The 18,412-nt window shown below is 50.1% G+C and carries 17 protein-coding genes; 9 read left to right on the forward strand and 8 right to left on the reverse strand.

Annotated elements, in window-relative coordinates; genetic code table 11:
* Nucleotides 1–142 precede the first annotated feature (142 nt).
* On the forward strand, nt 143–1,033 hold the full coding sequence (locus FEK42_RS00875; protein ID WP_135492851.1) for an Rpn family recombination-promoting nuclease/putative transposase: 891 nt from the start codon (nt 143–145) through the stop codon (nt 1,031–1,033).
* A 47-nt stretch (nt 1,034–1,080) separates the two neighbouring features.
* Here the strand turns inward: FEK42_RS00875 and FEK42_RS00880 are convergent, their stop codons facing one another.
* The 3 genes from FEK42_RS00880 to yfcG are packed head-to-tail and all read right to left on the reverse strand — an operon-like array spanning nt 1,081 to nt 3,061.
* Nucleotides 1,081–1,974, reverse strand: coding sequence for a TIGR01777 family oxidoreductase (locus FEK42_RS00880; RefSeq protein WP_130260567.1), 894 nt, complete (start codon nt 1,972–1,974; stop codon nt 1,081–1,083).
* 20 nt (nt 1,975–1,994) lie between these two features.
* Nucleotides 1,995–2,357 carry a dihydroneopterin triphosphate 2'-epimerase gene (gene folX / locus FEK42_RS00885; protein WP_130207240.1) on the reverse strand — a complete coding sequence of 121 codons (363 nt, stop codon included), beginning with the start codon at nt 2,355–2,357 and terminating at the stop codon, nt 1,995–1,997.
* Between the two features lie 56 nt (nt 2,358–2,413).
* Nucleotides 2,414–3,061: a GSH-dependent disulfide bond oxidoreductase gene (gene yfcG, locus FEK42_RS00890; RefSeq protein WP_135492850.1), complete on the reverse strand. Its 648-nt coding sequence runs from the start codon at nt 3,059–3,061 to the stop codon at nt 2,414–2,416.
* Nucleotides 3,062–3,195: 134 nt separating this feature from the next.
* Between yfcG and yfcF the strand changes: the two genes are divergently transcribed.
* The 3 genes from yfcF to yfcD are packed head-to-tail and all read left to right on the forward strand — an operon-like array spanning nt 3,196 to nt 5,048.
* Complete coding sequence (gene yfcF, locus FEK42_RS00895) at nt 3,196–3,840, forward strand: glutathione transferase (RefSeq protein WP_130207236.1); 645 nt, start codon at nt 3,196–3,198, stop codon at nt 3,838–3,840.
* A gap of 55 nt (nt 3,841–3,895) precedes the next feature.
* Nucleotides 3,896–4,447 (forward strand): phosphodiesterase, encoded by a 552-nt coding sequence (gene yfcE / locus FEK42_RS00900; RefSeq protein WP_064526570.1) that lies wholly within the window; start codon nt 3,896–3,898, stop codon nt 4,445–4,447.
* Between the two features lie 58 nt (nt 4,448–4,505).
* The gene (yfcD, locus tag FEK42_RS00905; RefSeq protein WP_130207234.1) at nt 4,506–5,048 is read left to right on the forward strand and encodes an NUDIX hydrolase YfcD; all 543 of its coding nucleotides are present in this window, start codon (nt 4,506–4,508) and stop codon (nt 5,046–5,048) included.
* A 204-nt stretch (nt 5,049–5,252) separates the two neighbouring features.
* On the opposite strand, the gene yfcC is transcribed toward yfcD, so the two are convergent.
* The 3 genes from yfcC to ackA form a co-directional block, all read right to left on the reverse strand.
* Entirely contained in the window at nt 5,253–6,773 is a 1,521-nt protein-coding gene (yfcC, locus tag FEK42_RS00910; protein ID WP_130207232.1) for a putative basic amino acid antiporter YfcC, read from the reverse strand.
* A gap of 190 nt (nt 6,774–6,963) precedes the next feature.
* Nucleotides 6,964–9,108, reverse strand: a complete 2,145-nt coding sequence (pta, locus tag FEK42_RS00915; RefSeq protein WP_130207230.1) for a phosphate acetyltransferase — start codon at nt 9,106–9,108, stop codon at nt 6,964–6,966.
* Nucleotides 9,109–9,181: 73 nt separating this feature from the next.
* Nucleotides 9,182–10,384, reverse strand: coding sequence for an acetate kinase (ackA, locus tag FEK42_RS00920; RefSeq protein WP_130207228.1), 1,203 nt, complete (start codon nt 10,382–10,384; stop codon nt 9,182–9,184).
* A gap of 338 nt (nt 10,385–10,722) precedes the next feature.
* Between ackA and yfbV the strand changes: the two genes are divergently transcribed.
* The 4 genes from yfbV to FEK42_RS00940 all read left to right on the forward strand — a co-directional run bounded on the left by yfbV (nt 10,723) and on the right by FEK42_RS00940 (nt 14,336).
* On the forward strand, nt 10,723–11,178 hold the full coding sequence (gene yfbV / locus FEK42_RS00925) for a terminus macrodomain insulation protein YfbV (RefSeq protein WP_000106627.1): 456 nt from the start codon (nt 10,723–10,725) through the stop codon (nt 11,176–11,178).
* Between the two features lie 83 nt (nt 11,179–11,261).
* Nucleotides 11,262–11,756, forward strand: coding sequence for a YfbU family protein (locus FEK42_RS00930; RefSeq protein WP_064526599.1), 495 nt, complete (start codon nt 11,262–11,264; stop codon nt 11,754–11,756).
* Nucleotides 11,757–11,766: 10 nt separating this feature from the next.
* Nucleotides 11,767–12,417, forward strand: a complete 651-nt coding sequence (gene hxpA / locus FEK42_RS00935; protein ID WP_135492849.1) for a hexitol phosphatase HxpA — start codon at nt 11,767–11,769, stop codon at nt 12,415–12,417.
* Between the two features lie 86 nt (nt 12,418–12,503).
* Nucleotides 12,504–14,336, forward strand: coding sequence for an SLC13 family permease (locus FEK42_RS00940; protein ID WP_135492848.1), 1,833 nt, complete (start codon nt 12,504–12,506; stop codon nt 14,334–14,336).
* A 60-nt stretch (nt 14,337–14,396) separates the two neighbouring features.
* Here FEK42_RS00940 and yfbR read toward each other — a convergent pair whose 3' ends face one another.
* Nucleotides 14,397–14,996, reverse strand: coding sequence for a 5'-deoxynucleotidase (yfbR, locus tag FEK42_RS00945; protein WP_130207221.1), 600 nt, complete (start codon nt 14,994–14,996; stop codon nt 14,397–14,399).
* Between the two features lie 83 nt (nt 14,997–15,079).
* On the reverse strand, nt 15,080–16,297 hold the full coding sequence (gene alaA / locus FEK42_RS00950; RefSeq protein WP_064526608.1) for an alanine transaminase AlaA: 1,218 nt from the start codon (nt 16,295–16,297) through the stop codon (nt 15,080–15,082).
* Nucleotides 16,298–17,221: 924 nt separating this feature from the next.
* Here alaA and lrhA point away from each other — a divergent pair.
* Complete coding sequence (gene lrhA / locus FEK42_RS00955) at nt 17,222–18,160, forward strand: transcriptional regulator LrhA (RefSeq protein ID WP_130207219.1); 939 nt, start codon at nt 17,222–17,224, stop codon at nt 18,158–18,160.
* The last annotated feature ends 252 nt before the right edge of the window (nt 18,161–18,412 follow it).

An 18,412-nucleotide genomic window follows, 5' to 3' on the forward strand; every position in this document is an offset into this window, starting at 1 on the left:
TAGCTTCCGTTGAAATGTATATATTGCAGTCCACTTAAAATAGTTCTGAATTCGCTGTCCAGATATAAAAACTGCCTGCTGCCTTGCTTATAAAGGGTGGTTATTGTCTCGTCATCTTAAATTTGAGAGGTGACGGAACGCCATGACCATATCGACAACTTCCACACCGCATGATGCGGTATTTAAATCCTTTTTACGTCATCCGGACACCGCGCGGGACTTTATTGATATTCACCTTCCCGCGCAGCTACGTAAACTTTGTGATTTATCGACGTTAAAACTGGAACCCAACAGTTTTATTGATGAAAACCTGCGACAATATTACTCCGACATCTTGTGGTCAGTGAAAACTGAGGAGGGGATGGGATATATTTATGTCGTCATTGAACACCAAAGTAAGGCGGAAGAATTAATGGCTTTTCGCATGATGCGCTATTCTATTGCGGCAATGCAAAACCATCTTGATGCAGGCTATAAAGAACTGCCTTTGGTGATCCCGATGCTGTTTTATCATGGTTGCAGAAGTCCTTATCCTTATTCTCTCTGTTGGCTTGATGAATTTGCGGAGCCTGCTATTGCCCGCCAAATTTATTCATCGGCTTTTCCGCTGGTGGATATTACCGTAGTGCCGGATGACGAGATTATGCAACACCGCAAAATGGCGTTACTGGAGTTAATGCAGAAACATATTCGCCAGCGCGATCTGTTAGGATTAGTCGATCAAATTGTTTCGCTGCTAGTTACAGGGAACACTAATGACAGACAGCTAAAAGCCCTGTTTAATTATGTATTACAAACGGGAGATGCCCAGCGTTTCCGTGCATTTATTGGTGAGATAACAGAACGCGCACCACAAGAAAAGGAGAAACTGATGACCATTGCTGACAGATTACGTGAAGAAGGCGCAATGCAGGGCAAACACGAAGAAGCCCTGCGTATTGCTCAGGAGATGCTGGAGAGAGGTTTAGACCGAGAGTTAGTTTTGACACTGACCCGACTTTCGCCAGACGAGCTTTTGGCGAAAAGCCACTAATTCTGAATTACCAGGAACTAACTGGCGGATGTTCGCGGTAAAACACATCAGTGAATAACGTCTGCCAGCGCCTCGTCTAAATCGTACCAGCGAAAAGCGAATCCCGCTTCTTCCAGCCTTTTTGGCAGCGCACGTTGCCCGCCTAATACCAGAACTGAAGATTCGCCCATTAACAGCCGAATAGCGGTGGCGGGGACGCGCATAATTGCTGGGCGATGCAGTGCATGACCGAGCGCGTGGGCAAATTGTTCGTTGCGTACCGGATAGGGGGCAACCATATTAAACGGTCCGCGCAGATCGTTATCCAGCAGCCAGAGAATCCCGTTGACCATATCATCGATATGAATCCAGGCCAGATACTGCCGACCAGAGCCAATTGGGCCACCTAAACCGAGGCGAAACGGCGGCAGCATTTTGCCGAGAATTCCGCCATCTGGTGCCAGCACCACACCGGTACGCAGCAGGCACACACGCGTTTTGTCGCTTTGCGCCCGACAGGCAATTTCTTCCCAACGAGCGCAGAGTTTATGAGTAAATTCGTTATGCGGAGGCTCTTCTTCGGTAACCACTACTTCACCTAAATCACCGTAATATCCCGCCGCCGAACCAGAAATAAGGACCGACGGCGGCGTGTCGCTGGCGTTAATTAAATCCACCAGTTTTTGCGTAATATTCCAGCGACTTTGGCACAGTCGGTCTTTTTGCTCGCGAGTCCAGCGTTTGTCGGCAATCGGTTCGCCAGCCAGGTTGATTACCGCATCAACGCCGTTGAGGTTGCTTTGATCGGCAAGCCCTTGCCATAGTGTCACTTGAGGGCCGAGGATTGAACTGGCTTTCTGCGTGTTACGCGTCACCACAGTGACCTGATGGCCCAACTCCAGCAAACGCGGGATTAAATGGCGACCAATTAATCCAGTCCCTCCGGTGATCACTATATTCATGCAGCCTCCCGATATGGCGGTTAACGCTGCCAGCTCAAGGTCATTGATACCGAATCGGCGTAGCGCAGCGCGTGCAGTTTATCGATCTCCACTTCAGCATAGGTTACCCAGTGATGTTCACGTGCGATATCGAGCACATCCTGAGTTAATTTTTCCAGCAAAGAGAAACGGTTATTCTCCACGTGTTGAATGATGTTTTTGGTGACGGTGCGATAGTTCAGCGCGTCATTAATATCTTCACTGGTACGCGCTTTATCGGCGGGGTAGTGGATCGTGACATTGATAACGATATCCTGACGGTTGTTAATCTCTTCGTCCTTAATTCCGATAAATGTACGTAAACGAAGGTTCTTTATACGAATAATAGCGGCAGGTTGTGACATTGCAGGTTCCCTGTTGTTTTACTTAGACTGGAATAATACACGAGAACCTTTCTCAGTTAACTATCTGAGATCTCATCATTCAATTGAGCCTTTAATAGTGATTGCCCGGTGGCAGGGCGCGAACGGATCCGCTCATGCCAGTTCTTCGCTGCCGGGTACATAGCAAGGTCAATTCGCTGGCGAGCATATGCATTTACCCACGGCCAACAGGCAATATCCGCAATGCTGTAATCTTCGCCGCCAAGCCAGGGGGCGTTTTCCAGGCGCTTATTGAGTACCTGATACAGACGCTGGGTTTCAACCTGATAACGTTCAATAGCGTAAGGAATAGTCTGTGGCGCAGCATGATTAAAATGATGATTCTGTCCGAGCATTGGCCCCAGGCCGCCAACCTGCCAGAATAACCATTGTAAGGTGGTGGCGCGCTCACGCGGGTCGTGACTTAAAAATAGTCCCGTTTTCTCTGCCAGATACAACAAAATTGCACCTGACTCAAAGAGGTTTAACGGTTCGCCGCCATCAGTCGGTGAATGATCAACAATTGCCGGAATCTTATTGTTCGGCGATATGCGCAAAAACTCCGGGCGAAACTGACTGCCTTTCCCCAGGTCAACCTTGATTAAACGATATTCCAGACCAGCCTCTTCGAGAAACAGCGTAATTTTGTGGCCATTTGGGGTAGGGGCGTAATAGAGATCGATCATTGCAGCTCCGGTTGTCTAATAATCTGAACATCTCAAGTATAGAAACCCCGGAGACTCGCGTGAGTTTTCATCAAGTAACCGTGGCAAAAAGGCTCTATAGTTTGAGAGCAAGCCCCTTTATCGCCGAGGATATAATGAGTAAACCCGCTATCACGCTTTGGTCAGATGCCCATTTTTTCTCCCCCTACGTGTTATCTGCCTGGGTGGCGTTGCAGGAGAAAGGACTACCTTTTCATATAAAGACTATCGACCTTGACAGCGGTGAACATTTACAGCCGACGTGGCAAGGTTACGGGCAGACACGCCGCGTGCCTTTGTTACAGATTGATGATTTTGAGTTGAGTGAATCCTCTGCCATAGCAGAATATCTGGAAGACCGTTTTGCGCCGCCGACCTGGGAACGCATTTATCCATTGGATCTGCAAAACCGGGCGCGTGCACGGCAGATTCAGGCATGGCTGCGGAGCGACCTGATGCCTCTGCGTGAAGAGCGTTCGACGGATGTCGTTTTTGCTGGCGCAAAAAAAGCACCGCTAACGGCGGAGGGAAAAGCCAGCGCGCAGAAATTGTTCGCAATGGCAGAACATTTACTGACGCATAACCAGCCTAATTTGTTTGGCGAGTGGTGCATTGCCGACACTGATTTAGCGCTAATGATTAATCGTCTGGTGCTGCACGGCGATGAGGTGCCGGAGCGTATGGTGGATTATGCGGCATTCCAGTGGCAGCGGGCTTCAGTTCAGCGTTTTATTGCACTTTCAGCAAAGCAATCTGGCTGATAGCAGCGACAGAATCCAGTATCATAGCTTACGTTTTTTCGACGAGGAGTGAGTGATGAAACTGATGTTTGCATCGGACATTCATGGGTCGTTACCGGCGACGGAACGTGTACTGGAGTTGTTTGCCCAAAGCGGCGCGCAGTGGCTGGTGATTCTTGGCGACGTGTTGAATCACGGCCCACGCAATGCTTTACCGGAGGGCTATGCGCCGGCTAAGGTGGCGGAACGCTTGAATGAAGTGGCGCATAAAGTCATCGCTGTACGTGGCAACTGCGACAGTGAAGTGGACCAAATGCTGCTGCATTTCCCAATGACCGCGCCATGGCAACAGGTGTTGCTGGAAAAACAGCGCCTGTTTCTGACACATGGGCATCTGTTTGGCCCGGATAATCTGCCGGCGTTAAACCAGAACGACGTGCTGGTGTATGGTCATACCCATCTGCCGGTGGCGGAGCAGCGGGGGGAGATTTTCCACTTCAACCCCGGTTCGGTTAGCATTCCGAAAGGCGGCAATCTGGCGAGCTACGGCATGCTCGAAGATGACGTACTAAGCGTAATCGCACTCAATGATCAAAGTATCATTGCGCAGGTCGCGATTAATCCGTAATTTACCCAACAACTCAAAATGCGCCGTAAGAGCGCCAGAAAAAGAAGGTTTCCTGATAATGGAACAGCGTCGTTTGGCAAGTACTGAATGGGTGGATATTGTCAATGAAGATAACGAAGTCATTGCACAAGCCAGCCGGGAACAAATGCGGGCACAGTGTCTGCGTCATCGTGCAACTTACATCGTCGTGCATGATGGTATGGGCAAAATTCTGGTCCAGCGTCGTACCGAGACAAAAGACTTTTTACCCGGCATGTTAGATGCTACTGCTGGTGGTGTGGTCCAGGCTGATGAACAACTGCTGGAATCCGCACGTCGCGAAGCGGAAGAAGAGTTGGGCATTGCCGGTGTCCCCTTTGCCGAGCACGGGCAGTTCTATTTCGAAGATAAAAATTGCCGTGTCTGGGGCGCGTTGTTCAGCTGTGTTTCTCACGGCCCTTTCGCCCTTCAGGAAGATGAAGTCAGCGAGGTCTGCTGGCTGACGCCAGAAGAAATCACCGCGCGTTGCGATGAGTTCACACCAGACTCGCTAAAAGCTTTGGCGTTGTGGATGAAGCGCAATGCCAACAATGAAGCCGTAGAGACTGAAACGGCAGAATGAAAAAAGAGCCGCAGTTGCGGCTCTCAGGTTGTAGACAAAGTGCGCTTTGTTTATGCCGGATGCGGCGTAAATGCCTTATCCGGCCTACAAAATATTGCAAATTCAATATATTGCATGGGCCATGTAGGCATGATAAGCGTAGCGCATCAGGCAATTTTTCCGTTGTCATCAATCTAAGAGCCGCAATCGCGGCTCTTAACGTTTTTAATGGTAGCCCATCAACTGGGCGCCTATCACCACCACGCTGGACATAATAAACAGCAGCCCAAGCAGTGTTGCCCCCACTTTTATCCAGTTACGGAAGTCCACCCGGCAAACACCGAGCGTGGCCATTAACGAAGCCGAGGTCGGGTAAATGATATGACTGAAGCCATCGCCAAACTGGAAGGCCAGCACGGTAACCTGACGGTTAACGCCGACCAGATCGCCAAGCGGTGCCAGTAACGGCATGGTTAATGCGGCCTGGCCAGAACCGGATGTCACGAAGAAATTAAATACCGCCTGGAAGAGCAGCATAAACCACGCCGCGACCGCGTTATCAAGACCGCTAATGGCATTGGCAATGCTGTTGAGGATGGTATTCAGTACGCTGGCATCACCGGCTTCGCCGTTACCTACCAGCAGCAAAATCCCTTTGGCGAAACCAACCAGCAGGGCGGGGGCTATCATCATTCGCGCGCCTTCGGTAAATGATGAAGCCATGGTGTTTACCGTCATACCATTCAGACGGAAGACAACGCCGATGATGCCAATTACCAGACCCATAGCGAAGAACTGGCTGGCAATTTCAGGAATAAACCAGGCATTGACAATAACGCCCCAAATCACCCAGATCATGACGGCGGTTAAAACAATTAATACCAGCCAGTCACCAAAGGTAAATGGGCGCTGTTCGACATCCGCCTGTTTTTCGCGGAAGAAACGATCGGACTCATGAACGCGTGACAACAGAGGATTCTTTTTCACCCGTGAGGCGTACACCATGGTGAAGACCAGGCCAATCAGAGTAGAGATTACCCATACCACGATGCGCAAACCGGAGCCAGAAAGCACCGGAACACCAGCGATCCCCTGGGCGACGACCACGCAGAACGGGTTCATCCACGAGCTGGCAAAACCGATTTGCGTAGCGATATAGGTTACCAGGACGGTGGTGATACTGTCATAACCTAGCCGTACCATGAGTGGCGCGATGATGATGGCAAAGGCGACTGCCTCTTCTCCCATGCCAAATACCGCACCGCCGAGTGAAAAGAGAATAAATAACGCCGGAATGAAAAGAATTTCATTCCCTCGTGTGTGGCGGATAAGCGCCAGGATGCCGTTATCAATAGTTCCTGTACGCATCACGATGCCAAACGCGCCGCCAATCACCAGCATAAACATGATGATGCCAACGGCGGTCCCATATTTCGAACCAGAGGTTAGCCCTTCAAACGGGAAGTTCATCAGGCCGGGACGTTCATCGCCCGTCGAGAACAGTTGTACGCGGTGATACTCTGGTTCGCCCGCCTCGTTGGTCAGAATGCGAAATGAGTGAGGGTCTACAACCTTGCGTGTTTTTGTCTGACCATCAACCTGATATTGCACTTCCTGACTGTCAAACATTCCCACCGGAACAACCCAGGTGGCGAGACTGGTTAAAATAGCAACAAAAAAGATAATCACCAGAGTATCGGGCATTGCCCATCTTCTGGTTGGTTTGGATTCAGTGATTGCTGACATAGCGCAAATTTTCCCTTGCACAAGACAAAGTGGTAAGTATGCAAAGTGAGATGACGCAATTCATTGATGCAGCGCAGTTAAGCAAGATAATCAGAAAGGAGTAATGCAAATTAAGAGAATAAAAAACCGGAAATAGTGGCTATTTCCGGTTCTGATATCCGCAGCAGTAAGGCTGCGGATTATGACGAGATTACTGCTGCTGTGCAGACTGAATCGCAGTCAGCGCGATGGTGTAGACGATATCGTCAACCAGTGCGCCACGGGACAGGTCGTTAACCGGCTTGCGCATACCCTGCAGCATCGGCCCGATGGAGATCAGGTCGGCAGAACGCTGTACCGCTTTGTAGGTGGTGTTACCGGTGTTCAGATCCGGGAAGATGAACACGGTAGCGCGACCTGCAACCGGAGAGTTCGGCGCTTTAGATTTCGCAACGTCAGCCATTACCGCAGCGTCGTACTGCAGCGGGCCGTCGATCATCAGGTCAGGACGTTTTTCCTGCGCCAGACGAGTTGCTTCGCGAACTTTCTCTACGTCGCTACCTGCACCAGAAGTACCGGTGGAGTAGGAGAGCATAGCCACACGCGGTTCGATACCGAAGGCTGCGGCGGAATCCGCGGACTGGATGGCGATTTCAGCCAGCTGTTCTGCGGTCGGATCCGGGTTGATCGCACAGTCACCGTAAACGTAAACCTGTTCCGGCAGCAGCATGAAGAACACGGAAGATACCAGAGAGCTACCCGGTGCAGTTTTGATCAGCTGCAGCGGCGGACGGATGGTGTTTGCGGTGGTGTGAACAGCACCGGAAACCAGGCCATCAACTTCATCCTGTTCCAGCATCAGGGTACCGAGAACCACGTTGTCTTCCAGCTGTTCGCGGGCAACGGTTTCGGTCATGCCTTTGTTCTTACGCAGTTCGACCAGACGAGCAACATATTTTTCGCGAACCACTTCCGGATCAACGATTTCAATGCCTGCGCCCAGTTCTACGCCTTGAGACGCTGCAACTCGGTTGATCTCTGCCGGGTTACCCAACAGTACGCAAGTTGCGATACCACGTTCAGCACAGATGGCGGCTGCTTTAACGGTACGCGGTTCGTCGCCTTCCGGCAGAACGATACGTTTGCCCGCTTTGCGCGCCAGTTCGGTCAGCTGATAACGGAACGCAGGCGGAGACAGACGACGGCTGCGCTCGGAAGTGGCAGTCAGAGAGTCAATCCAGTCAGCGTTGATGTAGTTAGCAACGTATTCCTGAACTTTCTCAATGCGCTCGTGATCGTCAACCGGAACTTCCAGGTTGAAGCTCTGCAGGCTCAGAGAAGTCTGCCAGGTGTTGGTGTTCACCATGAATACCGGCAGGCCGGTGGCGAAAGCGCGTTCGCACAGTTTAGAAATGCGCGCGTCCATTTCATAGCCGCCAGTCAGCAGCAGGGCGCCGATTTCTACGCCGTTCATTGCAGCAAGGCAAGCGGCAACCAGTACGTCAGGACGGTCTGCGGAAGTTACCAGCAGAGAACCTGCACGGAAGTGCTCCAGCATGTGCGGAATGCTGCGTGCACAGAAAGTTACAGATTTCACGCGGCGAGTGTTGATGTCGCCTTCGTTGATGATGGTGGCATTCAGGTGGCGTGCCATATCGATAGCACGAGTCGCGATCAGATCAAAGCTCCACGGCACAGCGCCGAGAACCGGCAGCGGGCTGGATTCTTGCAGCTTCGCTGGATCAACATTGTTGATTTTAGCTTTGGAAGAGTCGTCGAAAATCTCGGACAGATCCGGGCGAGTACGGCCCTGTTCATCAACCGGTGCGTTCAGTTTGTTAACGATAACGCCAGTGATGTTGGTGTTTTTGGCACCACCGAAGCTGTTACGAGTCAGTTCGATACGCTCTTTCAGCTGTTCCGGGGTGTCAGTACCCTGAGACATAACGAAGACGATTTCCGCGTTCAGCGTTTTGGCGATTTCGTAGTTCAGAGACTGGGCAAACTGGTGTTTACGTGTCGGTACCAGACCTTCAACCAGAACCACTTCAGCGTCTTTGGTGTTAGCGTGGTAGTTCGCGACGATCTCTTCCATCAGCACATCTTTTTTATTGCTGGAAAGCAGACCTTCAACGTAGCTCATTTTCAGCGGTTCGGCGGCTGTCGTGGTGGAAGAGCTCGCACGCACTATAGTTGTTGTCTGATCGGGCGCATCGCCACCGGTACGCGGCTGAGCAATAGGTTTGAAAACGCTCAGACGAACGCCTTTGCGTTCCATTGCACGGATCACGCCGAGGCTGACGCTGGTCAGACCGACGCTGGTTCCGGTAGGGATCAGCATAATAATACGGGACACGGTTTATCCTCTTTCGTTACCGCCGGTTGGCGGGTTACAAAACAGCACCGCCAGCTGGGCTGGCGGTGTGAAATCAGGCAGTCAGGCGGCTCGCGTCTTGCGCGATAACCAGTTCTTCGTTGGTTGGGATAACCACCGCAGGACGGGTACCTTCTTTGTTGATGAAACCAGATTTGCCGAAACGTGCAGCCAGGTTGCGTTCGCGATCAACTTCAAAGCCCAGCACGCCCAGTTTGCCCAGAGACAGTTCACGAACCATCGCTGCGTTTTCACCGATACCACCGGTGAATACAACAGCGTCCAGACGACCATCCATCAGCGCGGTGTATGCACCGATGTATTTCGCCAGGCGGTGGCAGTAAACGTCCATTGCGCGCTTCGCGTCTTCTTTCGTCGCGTAGTTATCTTCAACATAGCGGCAGTCGCTGGTCACTTCGGTCAGACCCAGCAGGCCAGACTCTTTGGTCAGCAGTTTGTTGATGGCATCAACGCTCATGCCGAGGGTGTCGTGCAGGTGGAAAATGATCGCCGGATCGATGTCACCAGAACGAGTACCCATTACCAGGCCTTCCAGCGGAGTCAGACCCATAGAGGTATCAACGCATTTGCCGTTACGGATAGCAGAAACGGAACCACCGTTGCCCAGGTGACAGGTGATGATGTTCAGTTCTTCTACCGGTTTGTTCAGCATTTTTGCCGCTTCCTGAGTTACATAGAAGTGGCTGGTGCCGTGCGCGCCATAACGACGGATGCCGTGCTCTTTGTACAGGTTGTACGGCAGGGCGTAGAGGTAAGACTCTTCCGGCATAGTCTGGTGGAACGCCGTGTCAAATACAGCAACGTTTTTATCTTTCAACTGCGGGAAAGATTTCAGTGCTTCTTCGATACCGATCAGGTGAGCCGGGTTGTGCAGCGGTGCAAAAGAAGCTGCATCTTTGATACCCTGAATAACAGACTCGTCGATCACTACGGAGCTGGTATACTTCTCACCGCCGTGTACGATACGGTGACCGATAGCGGTCAGCTGCGCAGACAGTTCTGGTTTTTGTGCCAGAATAGTATTAACGATAAAGTTGAGCGCTTCGCTGTGAGCGGCGCCTGCACCTAAAGCCGCTTCTTGTTTATTGCCGTCCATTTTCCATTTGATACGTGCTTCGGGCAGGTGGAAACATTCGGCTAAACCAGAAAGGTACTCTTCACCATTCGCTGCATCGATGATTGCAAATTTCAGTGAAGAACTACCGCAGTTCAGAACCAGTACTAACTTACTCGACATGGAAGTACCTATAATTGATACGTGGCTAAAAAAACGTCAGGGAGCCATAGAGCGTAGCGCATGATGACACCGACATTTATGATTAACATCATGCACTGCAAATTTTTTTTGCATGATGGAAGAAATATCTTGAGTCTATGCCATTTTGCGTAATTTTCAGCCAATGGCATAATGTTTATGAATTTGACGACTCAATGAATATGTACTACTCGGCCATTTCAGGCTGCTAAAGGATACCTGATTGTGGGTATGGAAGACAAAATGTTTTGAACGTTGTCCCGCTGAGTTGTGAATTTGCACAAATTTTTGAATCTTTATATGTGAAGTTGAGGTGAAGCATGTCAACGCCGGATAATCGTTCTGTTAATTTTTTTAGCTTGTTTCGCCGGGGACAGCATTACTCAAAGACGTGGCCGCTGGAAAAACGCCTTGCCCCGGTCTTTGTTGAGAATCGAGTCATTAAGATGACGCGCTATGCGATCCGCTTTATGCCGCCGATCGCCGTGTTTACTCTCTGCTGGCAGATTGCGCTGGGCGGTCAGCTTGGTCCGGCAGTCGCCACTGCGTTGTTCGCCCTAAGCTTACCCATGCAGGGACTGTGGTGGCTGGGCAAGCGTTCTGTAACGCCATTACCACCTGCAATCCTCAACTGGTTTTATGAAGTTCGCGGTAAATTGCAGGAGTCTGGACAGGTGCTGGCACCTGTTGAAGGCAAGCCAGATTACCAGGCATTAGCTGACACGCTTAAGCGCGCCTTCAAACAACTGGATAAAACTTTCCTTGATGATTTGTAATTGACCCCTGATTACGCATATAAAAGAAGGCAGACATCGGCCTTCTTTTTTTTCACCGTAGTAGAGTGATACAGGAGTCAACAATGGAAATGACCAACGCGCAACGTCTTATTTTGTCTAACCAGTACAAAATGATGACTATGCTCGATCCGGCAAATGCTGAACGTTACCGTCGCCTGCAAACAATCATTGAGCGTGGTTATGGTTTACAAATGCGTGAACTGGATCGCGAGTTTGGCGAGCTGAAAGAAGAAACCTGCCGCACTATCATCGACATTATGGAGATGTATCACGCGCTGCATGTTTCCTGGTCTAATTTACAGGACCAGCAATCCATCGATGAACGTCGTGTCACCTTCCTCGGCTTTGACGCTGCTACCGAAGCACGTTATCTCGGTTATGTCCGCTTTATGGTTAACGTTGAAGGGCGTTACACCCATTTTGATGCCGGAACTCACGGTTTTAATGCCCAGACGCCAATGTGGGAGAAATATCTGCGCATGTTGAATGTCTGGCATGCCTGCCCGCGTCAGTATCACCTGAGCGCTAACGAAATTAACCAAATCATCAACGCCTGAGGAGGCCCGCGTGCGGTGTAAAGGTTTTCTGTTTGATCTGGATGGAACGCTGGTGGATTCTCTGCCCGCGGTAGAGCGGGCGTGGAGCAACTGGGCCAGACGTCATGGGCTAGCACCGGAAGATGTGCTGGCGTTTATTCATGGTAAACAGGCGATTACGTCTCTGCGCCATTTCATGATGGGCAAATCGGAGACGGAAATTGCCGCCGAGTTTACCCGTCTGGAACAAATCGAGGCCACGGAAACCGAAGGTATTACCGCACTCCCAGGGGCGATAGTTTTACTCAATCATTTGAATAAAGCGGGGATTCCGTGGGCCATTGTCACTTCTGGTTCCATGCCTGTTGCGCGAGCACGTCACAAAGTCGCCGGACTTCCCGCGCCGGAAGTGTTTGTTACCGCAGAGCGGGTTAAACGTGGAAAACCAGAGCCGGATGCATATCTGTTAGGTGCACAACTGTTGGGCCTTGCGCCGCAGGAATGCGTGGTGGTAGAGGATGCGCCCGCTGGTGTGCTTTCTGGCCTGGCGGCGGGTTGCAAGGTTATCGCAGTCAATGCGCCGACTGAGACGCCGCGTCTGAATGAGGTAGATTTGGTCCTCCATAGTCTGGAACAAATTACTGTGATCAAACAGCCAAATGGTGACGTTATTATTGCGTGAAACGCCAGATCATGATTTAGCCCCGTCCCGACGGGGCTTTTTTGTGGCAGAATCAGGCCATCCCCCTCAATTAACAAGGATACGTTGTGAACGGTGAATTGATCTGGGTTCTTTCATTACTGGCGGTTGCCATCGTCTTGTTTGCGACTGGCAGAGTGCGTATGGATGCGGTCGCTTTGTTTGTCATTGTTGCGTTTGCATTAAGCGGTACGCTGACCGTCCCTGAAGTGTTTTCCGGTTTTTCCGATCCTAACGTGGTACTGATCGCCGCCTTGTTTATTATTGGCGATGGTTTAGTCCGCACGGGTGTCGCCACTGTAATGGGGACATGGCTGGTTAAAGTGGCAGGCAACAGTGAAATCAAAATGTTGGTTTTGTTGATGCTGACCGTTGCGGGCCTTGGCGCGTTTATGAGTTCAACGGGCGTCGTCGCTATCTTTATCCCTGTGGTGTTAAGCGTCGCTATGCGCATGCAAACGTCGCCGTCGCGCCTGATGATGCCGTTGAGTTTTGCCGGGCTGATCAGCGGCATGATGACGCTGGTGGCAACGCCACCTAACCTGGTGATTAACAGTGAATTGCTGCGTGAAGGCTATCATGGTTTTAGTTTCTTTAGCGTAACCCCCATCGGCCTGGTCGTACTGGTGCTGGGCATCTTGTATATGTTAGTGATGCGTTTCATGCTGAAAGGGGATGCCCAGACCCCGCCGCGCGAAGGCTGGACGCGTCGTACCTTCCGCGATCTTATCCGTGAATACCGACTTACCGGGCGCGCGCGTCGCCTGGCCATTCGTCCCGGTTCGCCGATGATTGGCCAGCGACTGGACGATCTCAAATTACGTGAACGTTATGGCGCTAACGTCATCGGTGTTGAACGCTGGCGGCGTTTTCGTCGCGTTATTGTGAACGTGAACGGGGTTTCTGAATTCCGGGCGCGTGACGTTTTGCTTATTGATATGTCTGCGGCTGATGTCGATCTCCGACAATTTTGTAGTGAACAATTGCTGGAACCGATGGTGCTGCGCGGCGAGTATTTTTCCGATCAAGCCCTTGATGTTGGCATGGCGGAGATTTCATTAATTCCTGAGTCTGAGTTGATTGGTAAATCGGTGCGCGAAATTGGCTTTCGTACGCGCTACGGACTGAATGTGGTGGGCCTGAAACGCAACGGCGTGGCGCTGGAAGGTTCGCTGGCGGATGAGCCTCTGCTGCTGGGCGATATCATTCTGGTCGTCGGTAACTGGAAGCTTATCGGTATGTTGGCAAAACAGGGCCGCGACTTCGTGGCGCTGAACTTACCGGAAGAAGTGAGTGAAGCATCGCCTGCGCACAGTCAGGCACCCCATGCCATTTTCTGTCTGGTGTTGATGGTGGCGTTAATGCTGACTGATGAAATCCCTAATCCCATCGCGGCTATCATTGCCTGCCTGCTGATGGGGAAATTCCGCTGTATCGATGCTGAAAGCGCCTATAAATCCATTCACTGGCCGAGCATTATTTTGATCGTTGGGATGATGCCGTTCGCGGTAGCGCTACAGAAAACAGGCGGTGTCGCGCTGGCGGTGAAAGGGTTAATGGACATCGGCGGCGGTTACGGGCCGCATATAATGCTTGGCTGTTTGTTTGTCTTGTCGGCGGTGATTGGTTTGTTTATTTCGAATACGGCAACGGCTGTGTTGATGGCGCCGATTGCGCTGGCCGCGGCGAAAACAATGGGCGTCTCGCCGTATCCATTTGCCATGGTGGTGGCGATGGCAGCATCCGCCGCCTTTATGACGCCAGTTTCCTCGCCGGTTAACACGTTGGTTTTAGGGCCGGGAAATTACAGCTTTAGTGATTTTGTGAAGCTGGGAGTACCGTTCACCGTTATTGTGATGGCGGTTTGCGTGGTGATGATTCCGATGCTGTTTCCGTTTTAACGAGAGCCCGATGCGACGCTGGCGCGTCTTATCAGGCTGCGTCGGCTGGTATCTGTCTGCTTACAGCGGCGAATCCTGGCTAATCTCATCGAGCGATAGTTGGAAGCTGGGAACAAAGACTTCAATGAAGTAGTCCATCTCCTGGCTGCGGCGCGCTTCAAGCGTCGCTTCCAGCCGCGTTTTTGCCAGCAAAAATTCATTATTTCCGGCTGCGAGCTCTTCCAGACATTTCAGATAGGCACAAAGTGCATCAGCCTGTTTCACCAGCGACTTTTCTTCATCGCTATACGCATTTTCATCGATTAATGGCGCGAAAATATCCCGCAACTCCTCCGGAACCATATCGACCAGCTTTTGTTGGGCGATTTTTTCAATGGCTTTGTATTCCTGAGCGATTTGCGAGTTGAAATATTTCACTGGGGTAGGGAGATCGCCGGTGAGCACTTCAGAGGCATCGTGGTACATCGCCAGCAGAGCGATGCGTTCAGCGTTGACATTTCCGCCAAACTTACGGTTTTTAATGGCAGCCAGCGCATGGGCGACCATCGCCACCTGCAAACTGTGCTCAGACACATTTTCTGTCCGTACATTGCGCATTAACGGCCAGCGGTTAATGAGTTTCAGACGGGAGAGATGGGCAAAAAAATGGCTCTGCTTCATAACGACCTTGCGTGTGATGACTTCATGAGATCATTGTGGGGGGATAACACTGCCGGATGCAATCTCCGGCAGTGAATTTAAGATTACAGCTGATGATAGCCAGAAAGGAAACGAGCGAATTTACTTAATGACAGTTCGATATCATCAACGCGCGGCAGCGTAACTATGCGGAAGTGATCCGGCCACGGCCAGTTAAAAGCCGTTCCCTGAACCAGCAGAACTTTTTCCTGTAACAGGAAGTCCAGCACCATCTTCTGGTCGTCGTGAATATTAAAACGTTTGGCGTCGATTTTTGGGAACATGTACAGCGCGCCGCGTGGCTTCACGCAGGAAACGCCTGGAATGTCGTTAATCAATTCCCATGCGCGATTACGCTGCTCGTAAAGACGCCCGCCTGGTAAGATAAATTCACTGATACTCTGATAGCCACCCAATGCGGTCTGAATCGCGTGTTGTGCGGGAACGTTGGCGCAAAGTCGCATTGAGGCCAGCATCTCCAGACCTTCGATGTAGCCTTTGGCGTGTTTTTTCGGCCCGTTCAGCACCATCCAGCCCTGACGGAAGCCTGCCACGCGATACGTTTTCGACAGACCGTTAAAGGTAATGGTCAGCAGGTCAGGCGCCATCGCCGCGATCGAGTGATGCTCGGCGTCGTCGTAGAGAATTTTGTCGTAAATTTCATCGGCGAAGATAATGAGATTATGCTGACGCGCAATCTCCACAATTTCCATTAAAAGCTCTTTGGAATAAACCGCGCCGGTAGGGTTGTTCGGGTTGATAATAACGATACCGCGCGTACGAGGCGTAATTTTAGCGCGAATATCATCAAGGTCCGGAAACCAGTCAGAGGACTCGTCACAAAGGTAGTGCACCGCTTTACCGCTGGAGAGCGAAACCGCCGCGGTCCATAGTGGGTAATCAGGTGCAGGAACCAACATTTCATCCCCGCTGTTCAGCAAGGCCTGCATTGCCTGAACGATAAGCTCCGATACACCATTGCCGATGTAAATGTCTTCCACGGTAACATCACGCATGCCTCGCGCCTGATAGTGCTGCATGATGGCTTTACGCGCAGAGTAGAGGCCTTTTGAATCACAATAGCCCTGAGCGGTCGGGAGGTTGCGTATCACGTCAACCAGGATCTCATCAGGAGCGTCAAAACCGAACGGGGCTGGGTTGCCGATGTTCAGTTTCAATACCTTGTTACCTTCTTCTTCCAGGCGTTTTGCTTCTTTCAGCACCGGACCACGGATGTCATAACAGACATTCTCTAACTTGCTGGATTTTTCAATGGGTGACATGAATCTTGACCTTTTTTGCTGTTATCGCCACTCCCTGCCGTGGAAGTCAGCTTAGAACAATGTACTCCCCCGAGGCGGTGTTTTGAAGTTCTGCAGAACAAGATTTTGCGAGAGTAAAAGAAGGGAATGTGCTGTTAATAACTTAATAATCGTTAAATATTGAGATGCATATGCTTAATGATTTGTGTTTTGTAGTGATTTATTCTAAGTATTAATCTAATGCATAGTTTTTTGTCTGGTAGATAAATGTGCGAATTTCCTTTGATTTAAGAAATCACGAACATAACATATTCATGATATTTTCATTATAAGTGAAACATTAACAGAGTAGTGATTGCCGAAGTGTCGTATAGGTGATGACGTGCGAAACTATTGTTAAGCGTAATTAATGAATGCAGGGTGTGCTAATTAATTATTATTTAATATTCAAAAAGGTTTTGTTGTGCTTATTAATAATAGAAGATTACTTTGCCTAACATAACATAACTTTGCATCAGATAATTCGCAATGGCCCTTATAAATAAATGGGTTTTAGGGTAAAATGCTCGCTTAAATGACGGAACCCCCACTTTTGATGCAGACAAATCATCGCCGCTTATGCGTGTTCACGCTGGGTTGGCGCCGCTTTGCTAGTAGTGGAACAAGGATCAACATTTACATTTACACAAACACTCGCATGTCATAAATAGAAAAGAGTGAGTAACTTAATAGATATGCGATTCCTGAAGATATATTCTGTGAACTACTTCAGGCATTATAACGGAACAATGTGAGTCGTTCTTATTAGTGCAACTCATATGCATTTTAACTTTCATCCAGACTTCCGGATGAAACTGCCAGGGAGGCACATTACAAATGGAATTGCTTGTTTGTGTGTGCACAGCATTAACCAGCTCAGTATGAGCCGCCAGTAAGTGATAATATATGATAAGTGCAAATCGTCCGATAATTAACCTCGACCTCGATCTGCTGAGAACATTTGTTGCTGTTGCCGATCTGAACACTTTTGCTGCCGCAGCTGCCGCCGTGTGTCGTACTCAGTCCGCTGTTAGTCAGCAAATGCAACGTCTTGAACAACTCGTTGGGAAAGAACTGTTCGCTCGGCATGGTCGTAACAAACTGTTAACTGAACATGGCATTCAGCTTCTTGGCTATGCCAGGAAGATCCTGCGTTTTAATGATGAAGCTTGCTCATCATTGATGTTCAGTAATCTTCAGGGCGTGTTAACAATCGGCGCTTCAGATGAATCTGCTGATACGATCTTACCTTTCCTGCTTAATCGCGTGAGTTCGGTTTATCCGAAACTTGCGCTGGATGTCCGCGTTAAGCGTAATGCTTATATGGCAGATATGCTGAAGTCCCAGGAAGTGGATTTAATGGTTACCACAAATCGTCCTGATACCTTTAAGGCGTTGAACCTGAGAACTTCTCCAACGCACTGGTATTGCGCTGCGGAATACGTATTGCAAAAAGGCGAGCCGATCCCTCTGGTGTTGCTGGATGATCCTAGTCCGTTCCGCGATATGGTTCTGGCAACACTCAATAAAGCAGATATTCCATGGCGTCTGGCTTATGTCGCCTCCACGTTGCCGGCGGTCCGTGCTGCCGTGAAAGCGGGTTTGGGTGTAACGGCCAGGCCGGTTGAAATGATGAGTCCGGACCTGCGCGTCTTGAGTGCTGTGGACGGTTTACCACCACTGCCAGATACCGAATATTTGCTCTGCTATGATCCGTCCAGCGGTAATGAACTGGCCCAGGTGATATATCAGGCTATGGAGAGTTATCAGAATCCATGGCAGTTCAGCGCGACAGGAGCCCATGAAGGGGATGATTCTCTGTTAATTGAAGGCGATTACGAATAATTGCCTGGTACCAGGTAACCACATTTGTAAAAACAAGCCACTGATGTTTTTTTGAACGTCAGTGGCTTTTTTTTACAATAAATGATGACGACTTTTCCTGATTTTGAACAAATGTGTTCATTTTTCAATCGCCCTCCATTCTCTATACGCGCGAACAAAAAATCGCCTGATAAAAATCTCCTGCTACAATAATGTTAAAAAATACGTGAACTTGTTGCTGTGTTTTTGTTATGGATTAACAGAAGCGTGTCA

Source organism: Escherichia sp. E2748 (assembly GCF_005781125.1).
Classification (GTDB): Bacteria; Pseudomonadota; Gammaproteobacteria; order Enterobacterales; family Enterobacteriaceae; genus Escherichia.